This window comes from Streptomyces solitudinis (assembly GCF_036323765.1).
Classification (GTDB): Bacteria; Actinomycetota; Actinomycetes; order Streptomycetales; family Streptomycetaceae; genus Streptomyces.
Map to the genome: position 1 here is coordinate 44,172 of NZ_JAZDCW010000011.1, position 18,871 is coordinate 63,042.

Genomic DNA, 18,871 nt, shown 5'->3' on the forward strand with positions numbered 1-18,871 from the left:
CCTCGCTGTCCTCGGTGCTGTGGGTGCTCGGGTGCTGCCCCGGGCTGTGGCGTGTGGTCGTCCGGCTTCAGGGCGTGGCGGGTGCGGGCGCCGGCAGGTAGCCGCCGGCGACCATCCAGTCGAAGTAGGTGCGCAGCAGGTCCGCGTCGAGCGCGGGGCAGGTGATGGCGGTGCCGTCGAGCGCCGCCTCGGTGTGGGCGGCGGAGTAGTCGATGGCCTCCTCGCCGCCGACGATGAACTCCTCCACCACCTCCATGACGGGGTGCAGTTCGTTGTCCCGCTCGCCGTAGGCGTCCTGGAGTGCCTGCCACCACCGCTCCACCGGCACGGTGGCGAACCGCCAGCCGTAGCCGGACATCGCCGCGAGCAGCTCGGGGAAGCCGAGCTTCGCCCGGTTGATCAGGTGGTAGGTGCGTCCGAAGGTGTGCGGCGAGCGGGAGACGCGCACGAGCGCCGAGGCGACGTAGTCGACGGGCGTCATCTCCACCTCCAGGTCCAGCGCGGGCGCCAGGCCCAGCTGGAGGCAGCCCTTGATGACGCGGGTGGTGAAGTGGGTGGTCAGGCAGGCGCCGGTGCGCGAGTCGCCCAGCACCCGGCCGGGGCGGTGCACGTCCACCGGGATGCCGCGTTCGCGGGCCAGGTCCATCAGCCGCTCGGCCGCCCACTTGGTCTGCACGTAGCCGGTGACGAGCTTGCCCGCGCCCGCGATGTCGTCGTCTTCGGCGATGACGGTGCGGCCGTCGGCGGGCAGGCCCCAGATGCCGTAGGTGGACACGTGGCTGACGGGGGTGAGCGGCCCGGTGCAGGCCAGCCGCAGGATCTCCGCGCAGCCGGTCAGGTTCGCCGCCCGGAGCTGCTCGTAGGTGTAGGAGAAGTTCACCCGGGCGCCGTTGTGGTAGATCGCGTCCAGCCGTTCGCCCAGGGCGTCGAACCGCCCGGCGTCGAGCCCCAGCAGCGGCTTCTCCAGGTCCCCGGGGACGACGGCGATGCGGGCGTCGGCGTCCGGCCGCCAGGCCAGGTACCGCTCGGCGTTGGCCCGGATACGGGCCAGCCCCTCCGCCTCGTCCGCACAGCGCACCAGGCAGTGCACGGTGGCGGAGGTGGTGGCCAGCAGCTCGTCCAGCAGGTAGGCGCCGACGAAGCCGGTGGCGCCGGTGAGCAGGACGTGCTGCGGATCGGTGTAGCCCTCCCGCAGCGGTCCCCGGGGCCGGATGGCCGGGTCGAGGGTGACGTCCTCGGCGATGCGCGCCGGGTCGGTGAACGGTGCCTCGGGCGCGGCCGGTGCGGGCGCCTGTCCGGCGTCGTCCCCGGCCGCGGCGGGGCCGACCTCGCCCGCCAGCAGTTCGGCCCACTCCTCCAGCGTCGAGCGTTCGAACAGGGCGCTGGGCCGCAGGCTGACGCGCAGCTCCTGCTTGCAGCGCTTGACGACGTCCATGACCATCAGCGAGTCCAGACCGTGCGACATGACGTCGGCGTGCGGGTCGATGCGCTCCGGGTCGACGGACACGATCTCGCCCAGCACCTCGCGCAGCACCCCGACGAGGCGGGCCGTGCGCTGCTCGGGCGGCGCGGCCGCCAGCTCGGTGAGCAGCGGGGAGCCCGCGCCGTCCGCGCCGTCGGCGGCGTCGGCGTCGTCATCGGGGTCGAGTTCGCGCAGCATCGGGCGCTCCAGCCGGGCCTCCATGACCGGCTTGTAGCGGGACCAGTCGGCGGCGCACACCACGGCCTGCGGGTCGTCGCCCGCGAGCAGCGCCCCGAGCAGCTTCAGGCACTGCGGCGCGGACAGGGTGCGCAGCCCGGTCGAGGTGAGGAACGCCAGGACATCCTCGCCGAAGAGGTTGGAGGCCAGCTCCCACGGCCCCCAGCTCACCGTCAGCGCGGCGTCGCCCCGTGACCTGCGGTACTCGGCCAGCCCGTCCAGGAAGGCGTTGGCGGCCGAGTAGCTGGTGAGGTGCTGGGAGCCCCAGGTGGCGGCGATGGAGGAGAAGCCGAGGAAGAAGTCCAGCCGCAGGTGCTCGGTGAGGCGGTGCAGCAGCCAGCCGCCGACGACCTTGGGCCGCCACACCGCGTCGTAGTCGCGCGGCGCGGTGACGGGGATGTCGCGCAGGAACTGCGGTTCGGAGACGCCCGCCGCGTGCACGATGCCGCGCAGCGGGTGCTCGGGAGTGGGGACGTGGTCCAGGACGGCGTGGAGCTGGTCGGCGTCGCACACGTCGGCGGCGACCACCTCGACCCGCACCCCGGTGGCCTCCAGCGCGCGGACGGCGGCGATGCGCTCCCGCACGGCCGGGGCGTGGCCCGGCAGGTCCCAGTTCTGGCGCGGCGGCAGCGGGGTGCGGCCCAGCAGCACCAGGCGGCCCGCGCCGTGGTCGGCGAGCCAGTGCGCGACGGCCTGCCCGATGCCGCCGAAGGCGCCGGTGATCAGGTAGCTGCCGTCCGGGTGCACGGGCGGGGTGCGGCGCAGTTCCTGCGGTGCGAGGCCGCGGCGGCGCACCCGGGCGACGTACCGGCCGTCGGAGCGCAGCGCCTGCTGGTCCTCGCCCGGCGCGTCCCACAGGGCGGCCAGCAGGTCCCGGGCCTCGGCCGCCCGGTCCCCGGCCGGGGAGGGGTCCAGGTCCACGTTGCCGCCCCAGTGGTCGGGGTGTTCCAGCGCGATGACGCGGCCCAGGCCCCACAGCGTGTGCCCGAACGGCTCGGTGACCACGGGGGCGCCCGCGCCGTCGGCCGTCCCGCCGCCGGCCGGGACGGTGCCGCGCGTCACCAGGGCGAGCGGGGTGCGGGCGCACTCGGGCCGCTCCAGCAGTTCCTGCACCAGGGCGACGGCGGCCAGTTCGGTGCGGTCGCGGAAGGCGGTCAGCGTCGCCGGGGCGGCCTCTCCGGCGCGCGGCGCGTCCAGCCCGGTGAGGAGTACGATCCGGCCCGGCACGGCCGGGTCGGTCTCCGCCCGCCAGCGGTCCAGCAGGGCCGCGGCGGCACGGCGGTCGGCGCGGGCCTCGTCCGCCCCGGCGACCAGGCAGTGGGCGCCGCGCCGCCGCAGTTCGGCGGCGAGCGCGTCGGCGGTGCCGGTGCGGTCGGGCAGCAGCAGCACGGATTCGCCGCTGAGGTCCGCCGGTCCGGCCGGGGCGCCGGTGCGGTCCCACTCCACGCGCAGCAGCAGCTCGCCGGGGTGGCGCCAGGGGGCCGCGCCGGGACCGGAGGCGGCCGGGTCCATGACCGTCAGCTCCCGGATGCCGCCGATCACCGAGCCGTCCTCGGCGAAGAACTCCACCTCGCCGGTGATGGTGCCGGTTCCGGTGCCGTTCGCGGACTCCGCGTGGTGGTGGGCGGTCGCCCGCACGTAGCGGACGCGCTCGGGCACGTCGCAGGCGGCGTCCGCCAGCCGCAGTCCGAATCCGGCCGGGTTGCCGGGACGGTCGGGGGCGGCGTCCCAGGAGAGCGCGGCCACCGCGGCGTCCAGCACCTCCACGAGCGGCTGGATCTCCTCGTCGCCCTGCTGCGGCGCGAGGGCCACCAGCACGCCCCCGCCGCCCCGGTGGGCACCGGTGACGGCGCCCACCAGGGCCGCCGAGAGCGAGGACGACTCGTAGCTGACGGGCTCGCCGTACCGCTCGGTCTGGAGTCCGGTCACCGGCGGCGGGGTGTGGCGCCGGCCGGTGCGGCGGCGGCGCAGCATGCCGCGCGCGTGCTCCCGCCAGGGCGCGCCCGCCGCCTCCTCGGTCGGGGAGAGGCTGTGCCAGGCGAAGGAGACGTGGCCGTCCTCGGGGTGCGGGGAGAAGGTGACGTGCAGGACGCGGCCCTCGTCCTCCATGGGGATGCGCTCGGTGATGTCGAGGTCCTCCAGGCAGGACCAGCGGCCGCCCGCCGCGTCCGTGGCGGCGGTCTTGGTGACGTCGGCCAGCGCGCCCAGCGGCAGGTAGCGGCGTCCGTCGTGGCCGGTGCGGGTGTAGCGGTCCCAGCGGGAGTCGTCCAGGCGCACCTCGTAGGTGGGCACCGCGCCGGGCAGCCGCAGTCCGGCGCCGGGCACCTCGGTCCCGGTGGCCGCGGGGGCGGCGGTGGCGCTTCCCGTGGTGGCGTCACCGCCGGTAGCGGCCCCGGCGGTGCTGGCGGCGGCCCCGGCCGTGGCGCCCGGCTGCGGGAACCAGTACGGCTCACCCCGCCAGACGGTCGGCGGCAGCGGCACCCGCCGCGGCCGCGTCCCCGCGTGGACGGCCCGCCAGTCCACCTGCGCGCCGCGCAGGTGCAGCGCGCCGAGGGCCTGGCGGACGGTCAGCCGGTCGCCGGGGCCGGAGCCCTTGCCGGGGCGGCGCACGGAGGGCAGCCACACGGCGTCGGGGTCCTCCAGCGCCGCCTTGCCCAGGCCCAGCAGTACGGGGGCGGGGCCGATCTCCAGGAACGTGCGCACCCCGGAGGCGTGCAGGGCCCGCAGCCCGTCGTGGAAGCGGACGGCGCTCGCGGCGTGCCGCACCCAGTAGTCGGGGCCCAGTTCGTCGGCGGTCCACAGGGCGCCGGTGACGTTGGAGTACAGCGGGATGGCGGGCGGCTGGTAGGTGAGGGACGCGGCGACCTCGCGGAAGGCGTCCAGCATCGGGGCCAGCAGCGGCGAGTGGAAGGCGTGCGAGACCGTGAGGCGGCGGCTGCGCACGCCCTGTTCGGCCAGCGCGGCCAGCACGGCCTCCAGGTCGGCCTCGGCACCGGAAAGGGTGAGGCTGCGCGGGCCGTTGACGGCGGCCAGCGCCACGGTGCCCGAGTGGCGGGCCAGGGCCGCGCGGGCGGTCTCCTCGTCGCAGAGCACGGCCGCCATGGCGCCGCCCGCGGGGAGGCCGGCCATCAGGGAGGCCCGGGCGGCGACCAGGCGTACCGCGTCGGGAAGGCCGAACACCCCGGCGACGCAGGCGGCGGCGATCTCCCCGATGCTGTGGCCGAGCAGCGCGGTGGGCGTCACGCCCCAGGACTGCCACATGCGGGCGAGCGCGTACTCGACGGCGAACAGGGCGGGCTGGGTCCAGCGGGTGTCGTCCAGGGGCGTGTCCCCGTCGTCGCCGGGCCACACGACCGAGGCCAGCGGGCGGCCGTCGCCGATGCCCTGGGCGTCGAAGAGGGCGGCGCACTCGTCGAAGGCGGTGCGGAAGGCGGGCTCGTCCGCCAGCTCCCGGGCCATGCCCGCGTACTGGGCGCCCTGCCCGGTGAACAGCCAGGCCGTCTTGCGGTACTTGTGGACCGGCAGCGCGGTGGTCAGCACCCGCGGGTCGCGCGCGCCGCGCACGTGGGCGTCCAGCGCGTCGGCCAGCTCGTCGGCGCTCTCGCCCACGACGGCGAGGGCGTGCGCCTGCCGGGCGCGCCCGACCTGGCTGGTCCAGCAGGCGTCGGCGGCGGTCAGCTCCGGGGTGCGGCGCAGGTGGCGGGCGTGCGCGGCGGCGATGTCGCCGAGCGCGGCCTCGGAGTGCGCGGACAGGACGAGCACGCCGGGGCCGTCCTGTGCGGGGTGCTCCGGTCCGGCCCCCGGGGGCGTCTGCGGCGCGGGGGGCGAGCTGATGACGGCGTGGGCGTTGGTGCCGCTGGCGCCGAAGCTGCTCACGGCGCCGATGCGGGGCCGGTCCGTCTGCGGCCAGGGGCGCCCGTCGGCGGTGACCTCGATGTGCAGCCGGTCCCAGCCCGCCTCCGGGTTGGGTTCGGTGAAGTGCAGGTGCGGCGGGATCTCGGCGTGCTGGACGGCCAGCACCAGCTTGAGCAGCCCGGCCGCGCCCGCGGCGGACTCCAGGTGGCCGATGTTCGTCTTCACCGAGCCGACGAGCAGCGGCGACCCGGCGGGCCGGTGGCGTCCGATGACGGCCTCGAGGGCCCGCAGCTCGATCGGGTCGCCCAGCGAGGTGCCGGTGCCGTGCGCCTCGACGTACTCGACGTCGCCGGGGCGGACGCCGGCGTGCTCCAGCGCCGCCTGGATGACGCGCTGCTGGGCCGCCGGGTTGGGCACCGTCAGACCGCTGCTGCGGCCGTCGTGGTTGACGGCCGAACCGCGCACGACGGCGGCGATCGGGTCCCCGTCGCGCACCGCGTCGGCGTACCGCTTGAGCACCACCATCACGGCGCCCTCGCCCCGTGCGTAGCCGTTGGCACTCGCGTCGAACGTCGCGCAGCGGCCGTCCGGCGAGAGCCCGCGGAACTTGCTCATCATCACGAACCCGTACGGCGACAGCATCAGGTTGACGCCGCCCGCCAGCGCCATGTCGCACTCCCCCAGGCGCAGCGCCTGGCACGCCTCGTGCAGCGCGACCAGCGAGGACGAGCAGGTGGTGTCGATGACCTTGCACGGCCCCTGGAGGCCGAGGGTGTAGGAGATGCGGCCCGCCGCGAAGCTGGGCTCGCCGACGAGCTGGTAGGCGTCCACGTCCTCGATGTCGCCCTCGGACTGCCGCAGCCGGGCGTAGTCGGTGGTGCTGACGCCCGCGTAGACGCCGGTCGCCGAGCCGCTCAGCGCGTCCGGCGCGTACCCGGCGCGCTCCAGGGCCTGCCAGGCGACCTCCAGCAGGATGCGCTGCTGCGGGTCCATGCCGCGCGCCTCGCGCGGGGTGATGCCGAACGCCTCGGGCTCGAACCGGTCGACGCGGTCGAGGAACGCGCCGCGGATCGTGTAGGCCCGCCCCGGGGTGTCCGGGTCCGGGTCGTAGAGCGCGGCGGCGTCACCGCGGTCCGCGGGGAACTCGGAGGTGGTGTCGGTGCCGTTGCGCAGGAGCTGCCAGAACTCCTCGGGGGTGTCGGCGCCACCGGGCAGCCGGCAGCCGAGGCCGATGACGGCGACCGGTTCGTCCAGCGGCCTGGGCTCGGTGTCGGCCTGGTGCAGCCGGGTCTGGAGGCGTTCGATGGTGCGCAGCGCGTCGACGAGACGCGCGCGGTAGTCCTCCTGCGCGGGGCGGCTCGCCTGCGTGGTCATGAGCGGTCTCCCTCGGTGAGCATGGCTTCGGAGCTGGCGAGCACGGACAGGGCGCGGGCCATGAGGGCGTCGTCGCTGAGGTCGTCCAGGTCGTCCAGGTCGCCGGGCGGTGCCGTCCCCGCGCCGGGGGCGGACTCCGCCTGCGGCGCGGCGGCGTCGGGGGCGGTCACGGTGTCGGGGGCGGAGGCGGTTCCGGGGGCTCCGGGGGCGAGCTCGTCGGCGATGAAGCGGGCGAAGGCGAGCGCGTTGGGGCACTCGAACATCACCGTGCCGGGCAGCGCGCGGCCCAGTTCCCGTTCGGCGCGCCGCTTGAGCTGCTGGGACAGGACGGAGTCCATGCCCAGCTCGAAGAAGCCCTGCTCCGGACCGATGTCGTCGGCCCCGCCCAGTACCTCGTCCGCCCAGGCCAGGACGGCGTCCAGCAGCCGTTCGGTGCGGCGTTCCGGCGGCAGCGCGGTGACCTCGGCGACCAGCGGCGGGACGTCTGGGCCGGTCGCGGGGACGGGTTCGGGCCGCGCGGGCTCGGGCGCTGCGGGGGCGGGCCGCACGGGAACGGCCGGGGTGGCCGGAGCCGCCGGGGCCTGGGACGCCGGGGCCTGGGACGCCGGGGCCGGGGTGGCCGGAGCCGCAGGAGCCGCCGGGGTCCGGGCCGCCGGAGCCGCCGGGGCTTCGGCGGCCGGGAGCGGGGTGATCCAGTGGCTGCGGCGCTGCCAGGCGTACCCGGGCAGCGGCACGACGCGGCGTGCCCCGCCCGCGAGGCGGGTGAAGTCGACGGTGCAGCCCCGCACGTGGAGCGCACCGGCCAGGTCGAGCAGGTCGGCGGCGTCCGGCGTGGAGCGCTGGTCCCCGGCGGGCCGCCGGTGCAGCGGAGTGCTGAGGACGGCCGTGCCCGCCCCCCGGCCCTCCAGGGCGGCGGCCAGGAGCTGGGCGGCGGGGCTGCCGGTGCCCAGGTCGAGCACGACCTCGACGCCGTCCCCGGCCAGTTGCCCGGCGAGCGCGGGCCAGCCCGCCCCGGCGGAGTAGCGGGGTACCGCGCCGGTCTTCCCGGGAGCGGGCGCCTGGGCCCCGGCGGCCAGCAGCCGGGCCGCCGCCTCCACGTCCAGTTCCCCGGCGGTGCAGGCGGCGCTCAGCTCGCCCACCCCCGTGCCGATCACCGCGTCGGGTGTCACCCCCAGCCCCGCCCACACGGCGCCCATGGCGAGCTGGCCCGCCCAGGTCAGCGCCGCCTCTTCGGGGGAGCCGGACGGGGGCGGCGGGGCCGCGCCCTCCCACACCTGCACCGGCGAGAAGCCCAGGTGGCGCCGGAGAGCGGCGTCGGCCCCGGTGACGGCGGCGGTGAAGGCGCGGTACGCCTCGGGGTCCCCGAGGAGCGTCGCGGCCAGCGGGTCGTCCTGCCGCGCGGTCCCGGCGGCGAGCAGCCTGCCCCACGGCAGGTCGGGGGCGGTGGTGCCGTGGACGAAGGCGAGCGTGCCCGGTTCACCGGGGCGCGCGGTGCCCAGCCGCGTGCCCGGCGCGCTCTCGTCCGCGCGGACGGCCGCCAGCCTGCCGACCATCTCCTCGGCGCTCCGGCCGACGACCGTGAGCCGGTGGGCGTGGTGGGTGCGCCGCGCGCCGGCCGTCCAGCACACGTCGGCCAGCTCCGCCCCGTCCGCGCCGGCGAGGCGCTCGCCCAGCCGGGCGGCGGTCGCGAGCAGCGCCTCGCGGGTGGCGGCGGACACGGTGAGCAGGTGGGGGCGGTTAGGCGCCGCCGGGCCGCCGGGCGCGGCCGGGCGGACGGGGGCGGCGGGGGCCTCTTCGAGCAGCACGTGCGCGTTGGTGCCGGTGAAGCCGAAGGCGCTGACGCCCGCGACGCGCGGCCGGTCCGTCCGCGGCCAGGCCACGGGCTCGCGGGTCACGCGCACCGGCAGCCGGTCCCAGTCGAGCTGCCGCGTGGGGGTGTCCACGTGCAGGTGCGCGGGGATCTCCTCGTGGCCGAGGGAGAGCGCCACCTTGATGAGACCGGTGATCCCGGCTGCGGCCTCCAGGTGGCCGACGTTGGTCTTGACCGAACCGACCAGCAGCGGCGCGTCGGCGGGACGGTCCGCGCCGAGGGAGGCGGCCAGGGCGCGCACCTCGATGGCGTCGCCGAGCCGGGTGCCGGTGCCGTGGGCCTCCACGTAGCCGACGTCGCGCGGGGCGATCCGGGCCTGGTCCAGGGCGGCGCGGACGACCTCCTGCTGCGCCTCGCCGCTGGGGACGGTGAGCCCGCCGCTCGCCCCGTCCTGGTTGACCGCGCTGCCGCGGATGACTGCGTACACGCGGTCACCGTCGCGGAGCGCGCTGGAAAGGGGCTTGAGGATGACTGCACCGGCGCCCTCGCCGCGTCCGTACCCGTCGGCCAGGTCGTCGAACGTCTTGCAGCGGCCGTCCGGGGCGAGCGCCCCGGCCGCCGACATGGCCAGGAAGACGGTCGGGGTGGACATGACGTTGGCACCGGCCGCGATGGCCACCTCGCTCTCCCCGGCGCGCAGGCTCTGGCAGGCGAGGTGGACGGCCGTCAGCGAGGACGAGCAGGCGGTGTCCACGGCCATGCTCGGCCCGCGGGTGCCGAGGAAGTACGAGAGCCGCCCGGCGGCGCCGCTGAAGGAGTTGCCGGTGCCGTAGTACAGGTCGATGTCCGTGTTCTGCCGGGTCACGAGCTGCTGGTAGTCGGTGGTGTTGAGGCCGACGAAGACGCCGGTGCGGCTGCCGCGGAGCCCCGGCACGGGCATTCCGGCGTCCTCCAGCGCCTCCCAGGCCACCTCCAGGAGCAGCCGCTGCTGCGGGTCCATGCTGCGGGTCTCGCGCGGGGAGACCCGGAAGAAGCCGTGGTCGAAGCCGTCGACGGCGTCGAGGAAGGCGCCCCGCCGGGTGACGACGGTGCCCGGTTCCGCCGAGCCGCCCTCGCCCTCGGCGTGCAGCGCGCCCGCGTCCCAGCGGTCGGCGGGGACGTCGCCGGTGGCGTCGGTGCGGGCGGTCAGCAGCCGCCAGAAGTCCTGCGGGTCGTGGACGCCGCCGGGCAGCCGGCAGCCGATGCCGACGACGGCGACGGGCTCGGGCCCGCGCGGCGCTGCGGGCTCCGGCCCGACGGCGTGCGGTCCGGGCGTCGCGGCGGGCGGTGTGGCGGCGGAGGGCTGGGGGGCGGGCTCCGGCACGGGACTCGCGCCGGGCCCTGGCGGCGGCTCGGGCGTGAGGCTCAGGACGTGTGCGGTGAGCGCGTCGATGCTGGCGTGCGTCAGGACGTCGGCGGCGTCCAGCGCGCAGCCGAGCGTCTCGGTGACGCGCCGGGCCAGTTCGGCGACGGACACGGAGTCCAGGCCCAGTTCGAAGAACCCGCGCGAGCGCGGCAGCCGCTTCCCGGCGTCGTGGCCGAGCACCTCCGCGACGATGCGGTGGACGGTCTCCGCGACGGTGCCCCGTCCCGCGGACCCCGCCTCCGCCGCGGGCGCGGGCCCGGCGGGGGCGGCCTCCGGCGCGGGCGCACCCTCCATCGCGGGGGCGGCCGTCGGGGCGGGGGCGGCCTCCGGCGCGGGGGCGGCCGCCGGGGCCACCGCGGACCCGGCGCCGGCCAGCCGGGCGGCCACGTCGCCGGTCAGTTCCCCGACCAGCCGGTTGCGGTCGTCGTACAGCCGCAGTTCGGCGCGCAGCCCGGCGGCACCCGGCGCCGCGGTGGCCGCCGGCGCCGGGGCGGCGTCGTCCGCGCCACCCGGTCCGCCGGCCGCGTCCGGCTGTGCGACGCCGCCCTGGCGGCCCCGCTCCACCCCGGGCAGCCAGTAGCGCTCGTCCGACCAGCGCGGCGGCGGCAGCGTGACCGGCGGTCCCGGTTCCGGGTGGGCCGCCGCCCAGTCCACGCGGGCCCCGCCCACGTGCAGCCGGGCCCGGGTGAGCGCCAGTTCCCGCACCGCGTCCCGGTCCCGGGCACAGGTGCCCGTCACCGGTCCGGTCCGGTCCCGGTGGGCGAGAGCCGCACGCAGCGGCCTGCCCAGCACGGGGTGGGCGCCGATCTCCACGAACGCCGCGTCCGACCCGGCCAGTTCGGCGTCGACCGCGGGCCACAGCAGCACCGGTTCGCGGACGTTCGCGGCCCAGTAGGCGGCGTCCGGCACGACCGTCCGGCCGGGGGTGACCGTGGAGCGGAACGGCACCCGCGGGGCCTGCGGCGCGAGCCCGGCCAGCGCGTCGGCGAGTTCGTCGGCGTAGGGGCGCATGAGCGGGCTGTGGAAGGCGTAGTCCACGGGGAGCGGCACGGTCGTGGCGCCCCGGGCGTCCAGGTCGGCCACCGCCCGTTCCACCGGTCCAGGGGCTCCGGCGACGACCACCGAGCGGGGCCCGTTGACGGTGGCGACGCACACCCCGGGGTGGTCCGCGAGCGCTTCCCGCACCGCGTCCGGGTCCAGTTCCACGGAGACCATGCGGCCCGTGCCGGAGGCCCGCTGCATGATCTGGCCGCGGCGCACGATGAGCCGGACGGCGTCGGGCAGGTCCAGGGCGCCCGCGACGCAGGCGGCGGCGACCTCCCCCATGCTGTGCCCGATCACCGCGTCGGGGGTGATGCCCTGGGAGCGCAGCAGCTCCGCGAGCGCCACCTGGAGGGCGAACACGGCGGGCTGGGCGACACCGGTGGCGCGCAGCCGCTCCGGATCGGGGTCGGCCAGGGCGTCCGCCAGCGACCAGCCCGCGTGCTCGCGGATCAGCTCGGCGCAGGCGTCCAGCCGCTCCCGGAACACCGGTTCGGCCGCGTGGAGGTCGAGTCCCATGCCGGGCCACTGGGAGCCCTGCCCGGAGAAGACGAAGACGACGGGGAGCGCCTCGTCGGCGGCGGTACCGGCGAGCGCCCCGGGGTGGGCCGTGCCCGCGCGGTGGGCGCGCAGCGCCTCGGTCAGCTCCGCCGCGTCACCGCCCACCACGGCGAGCCGGTGCCGCAGCGGGGTGCGCCGCACGGCGGACGTCGCGGTGACGGCGTCGAGCCGGTGCGGGTCGTCGCCGGCCGCGTCGACGGTGTCCGCGTAGTCCCCGGCCAGTTCCCGCAGTCCGGCCTCGCCGCCCGCCGAGAGCACCAGCGTGCGCGGGCCCGTGCCGGGTTCGCGCGGTGGCCGCGGCGCGGTGGCGGGCGGCCCGGTCAGCAGCACGTGCGCGTTCGTGCCCGAGAGCCCGAACGCGCTGACCCCGGCGACCGGTTCGGCGCCCTCGCGCACGGGCAGCGGCGTCAGCGCGGTGGGCACGGTGATGCCGGAGCGCTCCCAGTCCACGAGCGGTGAGGGGCTTACGTGGTGGAGCTGCGGCGGCGCGGTGCGGTGCCGCAGGACGAGGAGCGCCTTGAGGAGCCCCGCGATGCCCGCCGCCGAGTCCATGTGCCCGAAGTTCGCCTTGTGCGATCCGACGACGAGCCGGTGGCTGTCGGGCCTGCCCTGCCCGAGGACGTCGGTGAGCGCGGAGATCTCCAGCGGGTCGCCCAGTGGCGTGCCGGTCCCGTGGGCCTCCACGTAGGAGACCGCTTCGGGCGGCAGCCCCGCGCGGTCGAGCGCCTGGCGCAGCAGGGCCTGCTGGGCGACGGCGTTGGGGGCCATGAGCCCGGCGCTGTAGCCGTCCTGGTTCACGGCGCTGCCCCGGATGACGCCGTGGATGCGGTCGCCGTCGCGCAGGGCGTCGGCGTACCGCTTGAGCACGACGACGCCGCACCCCTCGCCGCGCACGATGCCGTCGGCGCGCGCGTCGAACGGCTTGCACCGCCCGGTGGGCGAGAGCGCCTGCACCTTGCCCATGAAGACGGTGAGTTCGGGGGTGAGGATGGCGTTGACCCCGGCCGCGACGGCGGTGTCGGCCTCGCCGGTCCGCAGCGCCTGGCAGGCGAGGTGGACGGCGACCAGCGAGGAGGAGCAGGCGGTGTTGACGCACATGGCCGGGCCGTGCAGGCCGAAGAGGTAGGCGATGCGTCCGGCGGCGAAGCTGAACTCCTTGCCCGCCGCGAAGTGCGGGCCGACCTCGCCGATGCCCGCCGTCTTGGCGTGCAGCAGCAGGTAGTCCGAGCCGAGGATGCCGACGTGGACGCTGGTGCGGGTGCCCGCCCAGCGCTCGCGCGGTCCGCCCGCGTCCTCCAGCGCCTCGGCCGTGACCTCCAGCAGCAGCCGCTGCTGTGGGTCCATCTCCCGGGCGTCGCGCGGTGAGATGCCGAAGTGCTCGGCGTCGAAGCGGTCGATGTCGGCCAGGAACCCGCCCTCGCGGCAGTAGGTGGTGCCCGGGGCCTTGCGGTCGCTGTCGTGGAACGTGTCGTCCCAGCGGTCCGGCGGGACGTCCCCGATCACGTCGACCTCGTCGGCCAGCACCCGCCACAGGCCGTCCAGGTCGCGCACCCCCCCGGGGAACCGGCAGCCCGCCCCGACGACGGCGATGGCCTGGGCGTCCTCGGGCCGGGGATCTGAGCTGGTGAACGGCTCGGACATGCACTCACTCCCGTAATTCATTGCCCGCTGACTTCGGGTACGCTCGGCGGTACGTTCCAGCCAAAGGTCGTCCAGATAGCTCGCGCCCGGCTCGAAGGGAGCCCGGTGGCGCGGTCACTGACGAGGAGGGGTCCGGATGACGTCACCGCACGGCACCACCGTCGAGGAGGCGGCCGGGCCGCCCGCCCGGACGGACGGCGGGAGGACCGCCGCGTGGCCCGGGCAGGAGTCCGGGCGGGAACCCGTGGAGGGCCGCGAGGAGGAGGCCGCGGGCACGCCGGTCCGCACGCTGTACTGCCTGGCCCACGCGGGCGGCAGCGCCCTGCCGTACGCCCGGTGGTCGGCCGCGCTGCCACCGGGGGTGCGCGTGGAGCCCCTGGAACTGCCGGGGCACGGCTCCCGGCTGCGCGAACCGCTGCTGACGGACCTGGAGGCGGCCGTCGCGGAGGTGCTGGAACGGGTGCGGCCCGAGGAGGGCCCCTTCGCCCTGTTCGGGCACAGCTTCGGGGCGCTGCTCGGCTTCGAGGCGGCGCGGCGGCTGTCCGCCCGGGGCACGCCCCCGGCGGCCCTGCTGGCAGCGGGCCGGAACGGGCCGGGTGAGCCGCTGTCGCACCGCCCGCTGCACACACTGCCCGACGACCGGTTCGTCGCGGCCGTGCACCGCATGGGCGGGCTGCCGGACATCCTGATGGAGCAGCCGGAGGTGCTGCGCATGTACCTGCCCGCGCTCCGCTGCGACCTGCGCCTCGTGGAGACCTACGTACGGGCCCCCGGGCCGCCGCTGGACGTGCCGGTCGCGGCCTTCGGCGGGCGCGGGGACGTGCTCACCGACCCGGCCGGGCTGCTGGCCTGGCAGAAGGAGACCTCGGGACCGTTCCAGCTCGCGCTGCTGCCCGGCGGCCACTTCTTCGTCACCGGGCCGCCGTTCCTGCGGGCGCTCTGCGCGGCCCTGACCGGCGCCGCCGCGCCCGCCGCCCCCGCCCCCTGAGTCCGGCGGACGGCCCCGGGGGACGCCCCGGGGCCCGCGCACGGCCGTCCGCCGCCCGGCCGTCCGGCGGCCGGGCGGTCAGCGCACGGACGGTCAGCGGCCCGGCCTCCGGCACCCCGGCGGTCAGCGGTCGAACGGCTCGGGCAGCGCGCCGGTCAGGTAGCGCTGGAGGGTGGGGGCGACGGCGGCGACGACGTCGTCCCTGTCCATGCCCGCCAGCGGCTCCACGGCGACGATGTACCGCGTCATCGCCAGCCCCACGAGCTGGGAGGCGGCCAGGGAGGCGCGCACGCCCGGGTGCGTCTTCCCCGTCGCCTCGGCGACGGGCACCAGCACCTCCTGCGTGATGAACTCGCGCAGCATCCGCGCGGCGGCCTCGTGGGAGACGGCCGAGCGCAGGATGCTGCGCATCTGCCGGCCCGTCTGCTCGGCCTCCCACAGCCCGAGGAACGTCCGCAGCAGCCGCTCCCCCGTTCCGCGCACGCTCTTCACCGACAGGACGGCCTCCACCACGGCCTCCGGGTGCAGCGCGTCGTGTATCGACGCGGCGAACAGCCCTTCCTTGGAGAGGAAGAAGTGGTGGATGAGCGCCGCGTCCACCCCGGCGTCCTGGGCGATGCCCCGGATGGAGGCGCCCTCGTAGCCGTACTCGGCGAAACGGGCCTGGGCCGCCTGGAGGATCGCCTGCCGGCTCAGCGTGATGCCGGGCCTGCGGCCGGTGCGCTTGCGCCCCGTCACGCCGTCCTCGGTGACACCACCGGCACCCTCAACTCCCCGCGGAGCCGACACGCTGCCCACCTCCCGCACAGCCACACCCACGTCCGACGTCGCTTCACTCTAAGCCCACCACCGCCCACCTGCGCCATCGCCCGACGGACAGTGCGGGGAATTCATCGCTCCGTCAATTCATCCTCGACCGGAACTCAACGGTCGACGAGCTGACACGTCCGCCGCACGCCGCTGGGGCCTCTCCCGGCCCGCACCCGCCCCGCGCCCGGCCGCACCCGGACCCCGCCGCGGCGACCGTGTCCCGGCGGGCCCGAACGCGGACCCAGTGGGAGGCGAGTCGGTTTCCAGCGGGCCCGCCCATTGTCGTCGGCACGGCCGGGCGAGACCGCTCGGCGGGCCTACCCGGCCCCGCACACACCGCAGCACGGAGGCATCAAGTGACGGCACTCGACCGTGACGCGATCTACGAGAAGATCAGCGGCTACATCCAGGAGCAGTTCCTCGGCGAGAGCGGGGTGTCCGAGCTGGAGCCGGACACCCCGCTGCTCGAATGGGGGGTGCTGACCTCGATGAACACCTCGCTCCTCCTCACCTACATCAGGAAGGAGCTGGGGGTGACCGTTCCCCCCACGCACATCACCGGCAAGCACTTCAAGACGCTGACGACCATCACCGACATGGTCCACGAGCTCTCCCTCCAGCCCGCCTGAACAGCAGCACGAGCACGAGTCACCGAACAGAAACGGAGTGCGTCGTGGACGCAGAGTTCGACATCGGCATCATCGGCGGCGGGCCTGCGGGTTCGACGGCTGCCTCCTACCTCGCCAAGGCGGGTCTGAAGGTCGCCGTCTTCGAGGCCGACAACTTCCCCCGCGAGCACGTCGGCGAGTCGCTGGTGCCCGCCACCACCCCGGTGCTGCTGGAGATCGGCGCCATGGAGAAGGTCGAGGCGGCGAACTTCCCCAAGAAGTACGGCGCCGCCTGGACCTCCGCCGAGGACCGGGACATCGACCACAACGGCTTCCGCGGCCTCGAACACGACTTCCGCGCCGCCGAGGTCCTCTTCAGCGAGCGCGACCAGGCCGGCGTCGACCGCGACTACACCTTCCACGTGGACCGCGCCAAGTTCGACCAGATCCTGCTCAAGCACGCCGAGTCGCTGGGCGCGAAGGTCTTCCAGGGCGTGCGCGTCGGCAAGGTGGACTTCGACGGGGAGCACCCCGTGATCGAGGCGAAGATCGGCGGGCAGAAGGTCGGCGTGCCGGTCCGCATGGTGGTGGACGCCAGCGGGCGGCGCACCCACCTGGGCAGCCAGCTCAAGTTCAAGGTGCCGGACCCGGTGTTCAACCAGTACGCGGTGCACACCTGGTTCGACAACCTCGACCGCAAGGCGCTGGCCGTCAACAAGGACCAGGCCGACTACATCTTCATCCACTTCCTGCCGGTCTCCGACACCTGGGTGTGGCAGATCCCGATCACCGACACGATCACCTCGATCGGCGTCGTGAGCCAGAAGACGCGGTTCAAGGAGTTCGACGGCGACCGGGAGAAGTTCTTCTGGGAGACCGTCGCCAGCCGCCCCGAGCTGCTGGACGTGCTGAAGAACGCCGACCAGGTCAAGGAGTTCAAGACCGAGGGCGACTACAGCTACGGCATGAAGCAGATCGCCGGCGACAAGTTCCTGCTCATCGGTGACGCGGCCCGGTTCGTGGACCCGATCTTCTCCAGCGGTGTGAGCGTCGCCCTCAACAGCGCCCGCATCGCCTGCGAGGACATCATCGCCGCCGCCGAGGCCGGGGACTTCGGCCGCGAGCGCTTCGCCGCCTACGAGCGCAAGCTGCGCCGCGGCGTGAAGAACTGGTACGAGTTCATCTCCATCTACTACCGGCTGAACATCCTGTTCACGGCGTTCGTGCAGGACGACCGCTACCGGCTCGACGTGCTCAAGCTGCTCCAGGGCGACGTCTACGACGACGAGGAGCCGAAGGCGCTCGCGGCGATGCGCGAGATCGTCAAGGCCGTCGAGGAGGACCCGACGCACCTGTGGCACCCCTTCCTGGGCAGCCTCAAGGCCCCGTCGGCAGCCCCCAGTTTCTAGCACGGTCACGTGCGGGCGGCCGGCCCGCCGGACGGACGCCCCGCGTCCGTGCGGCGGGCCGCTCCCGTGCGGCGGTGGTGTCAGCAGCTGGCGCTAGTGTCACCGGCAGTGAGGAGCGGCCGGGTCGTTCGCCGGGCGGCCGCGGGTTCCGTATGGGGAGGGCACTGCCATGCCGACGAGCACGAGCACGCGGACGTACCTGGAGCTGTCGCAGGACGGCGGCGGGGCGCACAAGTTCTACGAAGTGACCGTGGACGGCACGGTGGTGACGGTCCGCTACGGGCGCATCGGCGCCCCGGGCCAGACGCAGACGACGAGCTTCCCCACGCCGCAGAAGGCGCGGGCGGCGGCCGAGCGGAAGGTCGGCGAGAAGGTCCGCAAGGGCTACGCCCCGGCCGTCGAGGGCCAGCGCGCGCCGCGCCCGGTCACCCGGCGCCAGGTCTCCTCCGCGCCCTCGACGGCCCGCGCGGTCGCCCCGGTGCTGTGGCGCTTCCGCACCGGCTCGTCCGCGTTCGGCATCCACGTCGACGCGGACCGCGTCTGGGCGGGCAACCAGGCGGGCGACGTCTACACGCTCGCCCACACCGGTGAGGTGCTGGCCCGCTACTCCCTGCCCGACGGGGTGAAGTGCCTGGTCGCCGACGACTTCTGGATCTACGCCGGATGCGACGACGGCCGGGTCTACGACCTCTCGGGGAAGCTGCCCTTCGCCGCCTACGACATCGCGGCCGACGTGGACATCTTCTGGCTGGACATCCACGAGGGCGTCCTCAGCGTCGCCGACCGCTCCGGCGGGCTGACCTCCGTGGACCACGAGGACGAGCACCAGTGGTCGCGGCGCAGCAGCGGCGAGCACGCCTGGATGGTCCGCGCCGACGACCGCGCCGTGTACCACGGGCACAGCCGGGGCGTGACGGCCTACGCCCCCGACGGCAGCGGGGAGCTGTGGCACACCCCGACGCGGGGCGGGGTGCTGTTCGGCTGGCAGGAGGAGGACGCCGTCTACGCGGGCACCGCGCACCGCGTGGTGCAGCGGCTGTCGAAGGCGTCGGGCGCCGTCGAGGCGGAGTACCGGTGCGACAGCGCGGTGTACTCGTGCGCCACCTCCCCGGGCGGCCGGTACGTGTTCGCGGGCGACGCCGCCTCGTCGGTGTACTGCTTCGACCAGGACGGCACGCGGCTGTGGAAGCTGAGCACCGGCGGCGGCTCCGCGCTGTCGATGCAGTACGCGGACGAACGGCTGTACCTGGTCACCACGGACGGCTCGCTGGTGTGCGTGGACGCCTCCGAGGCCGCCGTCACGGCCGCGCAGCAGGGCAGCGTGCCGGTGGCCCGGGACGTCAAGCTCGCCGCGGCGGTGCCGACCTACGTCCCCGCGACGCGGGCGGCGGCCGTCGAGACGGTATCCGTGCCGGAGCCCGGCGGCGTCGTGGTCGAGTGCGTGCAGGACGGCCCGCGGCTGCGGGTGCACGTCGTCTCCGCGGGCTACGAACCCTCGTGGAACGTCCAGTTCCCGCGCCACTTCCGCGAGCCGGGCGCCCGCTACGTGGTGGACGCCGTCCACACGGCCGCCGGCGGCTTCTACCGGGTACGCGGGGACATCCGGCGCCTGCTGTGACGGGGACGGGCCGGCGGGCGGCGCGGGGCCGTCGTACGGCGGGGGCGCGGCC

At 75.8% G+C, this 18,871-nt stretch carries 7 protein-coding genes; 4 read left to right on the plus strand and 3 right to left on the minus strand.

What is annotated here, in order from left to right:
- Positions 1-67 precede the first annotated feature (67 nt).
- Both V1J52_RS23375 and V1J52_RS23380 read right to left on the minus strand, forming a co-directional pair.
- Positions 68-6,928: a thioester reductase domain-containing protein gene (locus tag V1J52_RS23375; protein WP_330141940.1), complete on the minus strand. Its 6,861-nt coding sequence runs from the start codon at positions 6,926-6,928 to the stop codon at positions 68-70.
- Complete coding sequence (locus tag V1J52_RS23380; RefSeq protein ID WP_330141941.1) at positions 6,925-13,386, minus strand: type I polyketide synthase; 6,462 nt, start codon at positions 13,384-13,386, stop codon at positions 6,925-6,927. The genes V1J52_RS23375 and V1J52_RS23380 overlap by 4 nt, the downstream gene beginning before the upstream one ends.
- Before the next feature lie 136 nt (positions 13,387-13,522).
- Here V1J52_RS23380 and V1J52_RS23385 point away from each other — a divergent pair, with 136 nt between their 5' ends.
- A complete protein-coding gene (locus tag V1J52_RS23385) occupies positions 13,523-14,374 on the plus strand; it encodes a thioesterase II family protein (RefSeq protein ID WP_330141942.1) in 852 nt (283 codons plus the stop codon).
- Between the two features lie 123 nt (positions 14,375-14,497).
- Here the strand turns inward: V1J52_RS23385 and V1J52_RS23390 are convergent, their stop codons facing one another.
- Positions 14,498-15,163: a TetR/AcrR family transcriptional regulator gene (locus tag V1J52_RS23390; RefSeq protein WP_330141943.1), complete on the minus strand. Its 666-nt coding sequence runs from the start codon at positions 15,161-15,163 to the stop codon at positions 14,498-14,500.
- 377 nt (positions 15,164-15,540) lie between these two features.
- Between V1J52_RS23390 and V1J52_RS23395 the strand changes: the two genes are divergently transcribed.
- The 3 genes from V1J52_RS23395 to V1J52_RS23405 all read left to right on the plus strand — a co-directional run bounded on the left by V1J52_RS23395 (position 15,541) and on the right by V1J52_RS23405 (position 18,819).
- A complete protein-coding gene (locus V1J52_RS23395) occupies positions 15,541-15,813 on the plus strand; it encodes a phosphopantetheine-binding protein (protein WP_330141944.1) in 273 nt (90 codons plus the stop codon).
- 44 nt (positions 15,814-15,857) lie between these two features.
- On the plus strand, positions 15,858-17,201 hold the full coding sequence (locus tag V1J52_RS23400) for an NAD(P)/FAD-dependent oxidoreductase (protein ID WP_330141945.1): 1,344 nt from the start codon (positions 15,858-15,860) through the stop codon (positions 17,199-17,201).
- Positions 17,202-17,370: 169 nt separating this feature from the next.
- Positions 17,371-18,819: a WGR domain-containing protein gene (locus V1J52_RS23405; RefSeq protein WP_330141946.1), complete on the plus strand. Its 1,449-nt coding sequence runs from the start codon at positions 17,371-17,373 to the stop codon at positions 18,817-18,819.
- Positions 18,820-18,871: the final 52 nt, after the last annotated feature.